A 6,367-nucleotide genomic window follows, 5' to 3' on the forward strand; every position below is an offset into this window, starting at 1 on the left:
AATGAATATAGAGGAATTGCTGAACAAGTATTTTGAAGGCGAAACATCCGCCCAGGAAGAGCGAATGCTGCGCAGCTTCTTTTCGAAGGCAGATGTGCCGGAAGAGCTGGCTGTTTATAAGCCCCTGTTCGCCTACTTTGATCAGGAGATTGCCCGGAAAGAGACGGAACCGGAGTTAGCTACCGTAATTCCGATGCCAAAAGAAAAAAGGCGGTATTATTGGTTCTCGGTAGCGGCAGCCTGCCTGTTTGTAATGCTACTGGCCGGAAAATACTTTTTCCCGGCAAACAACGGCCTGCCGTGTTCTGGTAATTACGTGATCATCAACGGTCAGTGCTACTCCGACCCGGATAAAGTTCGTTCCATGGCTCTGGTATCACTTCAGGAAGTAGCTACCACCCCCGATGAATACAAACATACCATGGATGTTTTTTCTGATAAGGAACTTATAGATAATCAACTAAAGGAGCTGGGCAGCTTGCTTGGCGACGAAGAATAAATACAACGTTATGAAACGGGCAGATATACATCTTACAAACAAAGCGATGAATAAGAAAAAATACACGCTGTTGCTGCTTCTGGCAGCGCTCCTGTTGCTTCCTGTGGCAGCAAATGCCCAGAAAGACCTTAAAATTCAGGAGGTTTTCCAACGGTACGGCAAAAACCGGAATGTAACTATGGTGGAGCTATCCAACGAAATGCTCGAAACCTATGGTATGACTCACTACAAAAGCATAACTATAAAAGAGGATGCCGAGGCACTCCGGTTTGTGAGGCGCTGCCTGGCTTCCGATCAGGAAGGAGCGCGCAAGATAAAGGAGGTGACAGATGGGGGAGGGGTTATTTCGGCCTATTACCAGATGCCATCGAAAGAGGCGGACATCAATCGGTTTATTCTTTTCAAAGTGAGCAAGAAAGGCGTTATAACGTTGGTTTACATAGAAGGCGATCTGGATAGCGACGACCTGATAACCCTGCTCTTTACCAAGAAAGATCTTTAATAAACAATAATAACAATATAATAAATAATATACAGATGAAAAAAGTACTACTATTTACGGCAGCTCTTATTTCACTTACTCAATTCGCGGCTGCAACCACAACTATGGAAGGCGATACCACCATCCTGTTCAATAACAAACGTATCAAGGTTAGCGAGACGACAGACCGGGTAAAGGTGAAAGTGTACGAACTAACCAATTCAGGTGATTCTGTGGAAAGCGAAAAGGTATTTGAAGGTATCTACAAAGACGGACGCAGTTACGAGACACGCCGGAATACCAAATCCTTTACTATCTCCGTTCCATCCTGGAACAGAGATTACGATCCCCACTGGGCAGGCTTTGGTGTAGGATTTGCCAACTTTTCGGATGCATCTCTTAGCTTGAATGACGTTGACGGCGTAAGTCTGAATTCAGGTAAATCACTTGACTATAACCTGAATGTATTTGAAAAAGCATATCCTATCTCCCGCAACGGCTGGGCTGTTGTAACCGGTTTGGGAATGCGCTGGACGCGTTACAGATTGGATAAAAACGAATATTTCAAAGAAATAGACGGAGTTACCACGCTGCTGCCAGCTCCCGAAGGAGTAACCTATAAATCCAGTAAGCTGGGAACTACACACATCACTATTCCTTTGTTACTGGAATGGCAGAACCCACACCGTAAATCCGAACTGTTTTTCTCTGCCGGACTTGTTGGAGCCATCAAAACATGGTCGTCTTCCAAAGTTGTTTACAGAGATTCGGATGGCGACAAGCACAAACAGAAAATGGATAGCGGGATGAATATCCGGCCCTTTAATATAGATGTGCTGATTCAGGGAGGTCTGGATAATGTAGGATTCTATGCCCGATATTCACCTATGACGATGTTTGAGAAAAACAAAGGTCCCGAATTACATCCGGTATCCATAGGTTTACAGTTTCATTTCTGATTGCGGACTAAAAACTAAGCGAAGCGTGGAAGCCGCAATGACGGTCGGTCACAACCGGACATAAAGACAAAGTATATTTTTCGGCAAAGGGGCGCGTATAGATGTACGCGCTACCGATGCCTATTGCTGCACCGGCTGCCACATCCCACCAATCATGTTTCTTTCCATATACCCGGCTCCATCCCACATACGACGAAACGAGATATGCCGGCACACCCCACTTCCAACCATAACGACGCTGTATAAATGCCGCTCCGGTAAAAGAAATGGAAGTATGGCTGGAGGGAAAAGAGAGTTTGTTGCTTCCATCCGGCCGCTCTTTCTGAACAATATACTTTAAAGCGTAAGTGGCTGCTACGGTAGTAACACCAGCCAGAGCGCCTTGTTTTAATCCTTCATAATCTTTCAGGGCCAGTGTGGTAACCAAACTTGCCATCGGTGTAACCATTGCCATCACATCTCCCGAAGTACGGATATCCTCTCTGGATTGTCCCTTGGCAAACGGACTAATAATACCGAGCAGCAAAACAAACAGGCAAACCCGGTTCCATATTCTTTGTTTTAACATAATGCCATAATTTTAGGAATAAAGATAAGTAACCCCACAACGGCAGCTGCAATGGCAACAATAAGTACCGCTCCGGCAGCCAGATCCTTCGTGTGCTTAATTGCCTCCTGATAGGCGGGTGAAGCAAAGTCGCACAGCGCTTCGATGGCCGTATTGAAAGCCTCGGCAGCCATTACGCTTCCGATGGCAAAAACGATGGCGACCCACTCCATTACCGAAAGTCCGAAACAGAATCCCGCCACTATAACACAAAGCGCAGCAAAGCAATGTATCCACGCGTTATGCTCCTCTTTGATTAGTTTGCCAATCCCTCTGAAGGCAAAGCCGAAACTGCGTATCCTTCTTTTAAAGGAAAACTTTTTCTTGTTCATATTACTGTTATCCGGTTGCGATAGTACATTACAAAATACTACCTGTAGGTACAAAAGTAACTAAAAAGCCGTGCACGGGCAAACCCGGCACGGCTTTTTACTATGTTGAAATTAATTATAGCCAGGTCTGCATAAATCCATCCATCTCCGGAGCATGTGCCTCCAGGCTAAGCAACAGCTTAAATTGTGCCTTTGTACGGATCAGGTTATGTTTCGGACTGTGAATCTTATAATACGTATCACCATTGATATAGTCAGTCAGAAAACGGACCGTCTGCATGTAGGTAAGCAATCTGCCTCCATATGGCAGTAATTTAATTTCCTGCGGAGTAAGGAAGGCCTTGGCCGTTTCCATATAGCCACGGGTATAAGCCTCAAAAATCTCCAGATTCACTTCCACATTGTCCAGGTTCTCATCATCTTCAGCACCGGTGTTGGCTCCAGTACGGATAAAGTCGCCAATGTCCGAAAGAACAAAGCCCGGCATTACTGTATCCAGATCAATTACACACAATACCTTGCCTTCTTCGTCAAACATAATATTGTTAACTTTGGTATCGCAGTGATTGGTGCGTTTCTTTAATTTGCCTTCGCGGTATAACTCCTCCTGGATGCACATATCTTTGGCGCGTTTTTCAATTTCAGCAACCAAATCCTTTACCTCTTCCAGTCTGCCGGCAGCATTAGCTTCAACCGCATCGCGGAACTGCTTAAGGCGGAATTCCATATTGTGGAAATTCGGAATTGTTTCACCCAGTGCATCGGCCGGAAGGTCAGACAGCATGGTCTGGAAATCGCCGAAAGCCTTTCCTGCTTCATAAGATAATTGGGGAGTAACCTCTTCAAAACTCTTGCTACGCGGAATAAACAGGCAAACCCTCCAATACGAATCACCGTCAAAATGATACAGCTTACCATCTTTTGCCGGGATGAAAGTAAGCACTTTGCGGTCTACATCCTGTTCGCCTCTGGCAACCAGCTTTTCGCGGGTATGCGAAGTAACTGTGAAGATATTGTTTTGCAACATATCCACATTGGTGAAAATGTGATGATTGATTCGTTGAAGAATATACTTTATCTCGCCTTTGGAGTTGGTAACCTTAAGGGTGTCGTTAATGTGTCCGTTTCCGAAAGGTACGGCCGATACCATATCTTCGTCAATGGCAAACTGCTTTAAAATGGCCATCAGCTGTTCGTTTGTTTTTTCCATGTGTTTTTTTTCTGTTTAAATTAAGTTATCAATGAAATGCAAAAATAGCGTTTATATTATTTATTCAACAAAAAAGCCTCAACAAAATTGCTGAGGCTTTTCTTTAGACGCTTTAAAAGCGGCTATTTATTTCTTCAATTCGCGTTTACCGTAACGGCTCATGAACTTATCTACGCGACCTGCAGTATCAACAAGTTTAGACTTACCGGTATAGAATGGGTGAGAAGTGTTGGAGATTTCCACCTTAATCAAAGGATAAGTAACTCCGTCAATTTCAATTGTTTCTTTAGCGTTGATTGTTGAACGCGTAATAAATACATCGTCGTTAGACATGTCCTTGAACACGACGGGACGATAGTTTTCAGGATGAAGTCCTTTTTTCATTTTTTTTATTGTCTATTATAATTATTACTTTTACTTAAGTGGTAACCGGTAATTGGCTGGCAAAGGTACAGAATAGAGTTGAACAATCAAAACAAAATAATTTATTTTTTGCTCTTTGTCATCTTTTGTATTATTTTATATGTCTTATAGCATAAAATTTTTTTATAAATGTTATCTTTGTAGAGTTTTTAATCATTAACGTAAAATTATATACAACAATGGTAAGTTACAAAGAGTTAGGTCTGGTAAACACAAAAGAAATGTTTGCAAAGGCTGTTGCAGGTGGATATGCTATTCCTGCTTTCAACTTCAACAACATGGAACAGATGCAGGCTATCGTTCAGGCTGCAGTAGCAACAAAGTCGCCTGTTATCCTTCAGGTATCTAGTGGTGCACGTAAATATGCAAATCAGACATTGCTTCGTTATATGGCTCAGGGTGCTGTAGAATATGCAAAAGAACTGGGTTGCGAAAAACCTCAGATTGTTCTTCACCTGGATCACGGAGATTCATTGGAATTGTGTAAGTCTTGTATTGAAATGGGCTTTTCTTCAGTAATGATCGATGGTTCACACCTTCCTTACGACGAAAACGTAGCATTGACAAAACAAGTAGTTGAATACGCACACGCACACGACGTTACTGTAGAAGGTGAACTAGGTGTATTGGCTGGTGTGGAAGATGATGTTTGCGCAGAACACCACACATATACAGAGCCAGATCAGGTTGTGGATTTCGTAACCAAGACTGGTGTTGATTCATTGGCTATCTCAATCGGTACTTCACACGGAGCTAACAAGTTTACTCCTGCACAGTGTACCCGCGACGCCAACGGAATCCTGGTTCCTCCTCCCTTGCGTTTCGATATCCTTGAAGAAATCGAAAAGAGAATCCCCGGATTCCCTATCGTACTTCACGGATCTTCTTCTGTACCTCAGGACAAAGTTGCCACAATTAACAAATATGGTGGTGCTTTGGTTGATGCAATCGGTATTCCTGAAGAACAATTGCGCAGAGCTGCTGCATCTGCAGTATGTAAGATCAACATCGACTCAGACGGCCGTTTGGCTATGACTGCAGCCGTTCGTGAAATCTTCGCTACAAAGCCAGCTGAATTCGACCCACGTAAATATTTGGGCCCGGCTCGCGATAGCTTGAAGGAACTTTATGCAGACAAGATCAAGAATGTTCTTGGTTCAGCAGACAAGTTGTAATCCGTACAGATAATAATAATTAAGAAAGCCATCCCAGCAGGGGTGGCTTTTTTCTATTGAATTTGTTACCTTTGAAGGACCAATTTATATAGACATGGAAGATGTATTAATGGCCGATGATTTTTTGGAGCAAAGTAAGACCGGCATCATGATCGATGTACGGTCGCCTTCCGAATTTGAGGCTGGACATATTCCCGGGGCACGTAACCTGCCCTTGTTCTCGGATAACGAAAGGGCCGAGATAGGGACACGCTATGTACAATATGGGAAAGACAACGCTGTAGAAAGGGGATTAGAGATTGTCGGACCCAAGCTGGCAGGGTTTGTTAAACAGGCCAGGCTATGGGCAGACGGCACACCTATTTATATGTATTGTTGGCGCGGAGGCATGCGCAGCGGAAGCATGGCATGGCTTTTCCGTACAGCCGGACTTACAACCTATCTGCTTTCTGGTGGATACAAGGCTTATCGTAACTCCTTCGCCCAGTTGCTGGAAGCTCATCCGTGGCAGTTGCTGATACTGGGTGGACCAACCGGGTGCGGTAAAACCGAGGTGTTGCATCAGCTGCAACGTATGGAACAGCAGGTAATCGATCTGGAGGGACTGGCGCATCATAAAGGATCGGCTTTCGGATCATTGGGAGAAACCGCACAACCAAGCACCGAACAATTTACCAATCA

General features: G+C 44.1%; 9 protein-coding genes. 5 read left to right on the forward strand and 4 right to left on the reverse strand.

Translation table 11 applies throughout. The features are described 5' to 3' along the window. Position 1: 1 nt before the first annotated feature. From AB7E53_RS06050 to AB7E53_RS06060, 3 genes are read left to right on the forward strand one after another with little or no spacing between them, the layout of a single operon-like run. Positions 2 to 499: a hypothetical protein gene (locus AB7E53_RS06050; protein WP_179398624.1), complete on the forward strand. Its 498-nt coding sequence runs from the start codon at positions 2 to 4 to the stop codon at positions 497 to 499. A gap of 46 nt (positions 500 to 545) precedes the next feature. Beyond that, positions 546 to 1,001 carry a DUF6108 family protein gene (locus AB7E53_RS06055; protein WP_068181154.1) on the forward strand — a complete coding sequence of 152 codons (456 nt, stop codon included), beginning with the start codon at positions 546 to 548 and terminating at the stop codon, positions 999 to 1,001. Between the two features lie 35 nt (positions 1,002 to 1,036). Further along, the gene (locus AB7E53_RS06060) at positions 1,037 to 1,939 is read left to right on the forward strand and encodes an outer membrane beta-barrel protein (RefSeq protein WP_446774729.1); all 903 of its coding nucleotides are present in this window, start codon (positions 1,037 to 1,039) and stop codon (positions 1,937 to 1,939) included. 7 nt (positions 1,940 to 1,946) lie between these two features. Here the strand turns inward: AB7E53_RS06060 and AB7E53_RS06065 are convergent, their stop codons facing one another. The 4 genes from AB7E53_RS06065 to AB7E53_RS06080 form a co-directional block, all read right to left on the reverse strand. Next, entirely contained in the window at positions 1,947 to 2,507 is a 561-nt protein-coding gene (locus AB7E53_RS06065) for a phosphatase PAP2 family protein (protein WP_179398622.1), read from the reverse strand. After that, on the reverse strand, positions 2,501 to 2,878 hold the full coding sequence (locus AB7E53_RS06070; RefSeq protein WP_446774731.1) for a diacylglycerol kinase family protein: 378 nt from the start codon (positions 2,876 to 2,878) through the stop codon (positions 2,501 to 2,503). The genes AB7E53_RS06065 and AB7E53_RS06070 overlap by 7 nt, the downstream gene beginning before the upstream one ends. A gap of 115 nt (positions 2,879 to 2,993) precedes the next feature. Further along, entirely contained in the window at positions 2,994 to 4,088 is a 1,095-nt protein-coding gene (locus AB7E53_RS06075) for a phosphotransferase enzyme family protein (protein WP_446774733.1), read from the reverse strand. A 126-nt stretch (positions 4,089 to 4,214) separates the two neighbouring features. Beyond that, complete coding sequence (locus tag AB7E53_RS06080) at positions 4,215 to 4,472, reverse strand: type B 50S ribosomal protein L31 (RefSeq protein ID WP_068180925.1); 258 nt, start codon at positions 4,470 to 4,472, stop codon at positions 4,215 to 4,217. Positions 4,473 to 4,690: 218 nt separating this feature from the next. On the opposite strand from AB7E53_RS06080, the gene AB7E53_RS06085 reads away from it, so the two are divergent. Continuing rightward, entirely contained in the window at positions 4,691 to 5,686 is a 996-nt protein-coding gene (locus AB7E53_RS06085; RefSeq protein WP_350456903.1) for a class II fructose-bisphosphate aldolase, read from the forward strand. A 94-nt stretch (positions 5,687 to 5,780) separates the two neighbouring features. Continuing rightward, positions 5,781 to 6,367: tRNA 2-selenouridine(34) synthase MnmH (gene mnmH / locus AB7E53_RS06090; RefSeq protein WP_446774735.1), on the forward strand; the 587-nt coding region annotated here is incomplete at its 3' end.

Origin of the sequence: Macellibacteroides sp. (assembly GCF_050251695.1) — a bacterium.
In the GTDB taxonomy this organism is placed as follows: Bacteria; Bacteroidota; Bacteroidia; order Bacteroidales; family Tannerellaceae; genus Macellibacteroides; species Macellibacteroides fermentans.

What these genes read in the sequence shown, in the direction of transcription:
- AB7E53_RS06050 (WP_179398624.1), top strand. Translation starts at nt 2, where the DNA reads ATGAATATAGAGGAATTGCTGAACAAGTATTTTGAAGGCGAAACATCC.
- AB7E53_RS06070 (WP_446774731.1), bottom strand. Translation starts at nt 2,878, where the DNA reads ATGAACAAGAAAAAGTTTTCCTTTAAAAGAAGGATACGCAGTTTCGGC.
- AB7E53_RS06085 (WP_350456903.1), top strand. Translation starts at nt 4,691, where the DNA reads ATGGTAAGTTACAAAGAGTTAGGTCTGGTAAACACAAAAGAAATGTTT.
- AB7E53_RS06060 (WP_446774729.1), top strand. Translation starts at nt 1,037, where the DNA reads ATGAAAAAAGTACTACTATTTACGGCAGCTCTTATTTCACTTACTCAA.
- AB7E53_RS06080 (WP_068180925.1), bottom strand. Translation starts at nt 4,472, where the DNA reads ATGAAAAAAGGACTTCATCCTGAAAACTATCGTCCCGTCGTGTTCAAG.
- AB7E53_RS06075 (WP_446774733.1), bottom strand. Translation starts at nt 4,088, where the DNA reads ATGGAAAAAACAAACGAACAGCTGATGGCCATTTTAAAGCAGTTTGCC.
- AB7E53_RS06065 (WP_179398622.1), bottom strand. Translation starts at nt 2,507, where the DNA reads ATGTTAAAACAAAGAATATGGAACCGGGTTTGCCTGTTTGTTTTGCTG.
- AB7E53_RS06055 (WP_068181154.1), top strand. Translation starts at nt 546, where the DNA reads ATGAATAAGAAAAAATACACGCTGTTGCTGCTTCTGGCAGCGCTCCTG.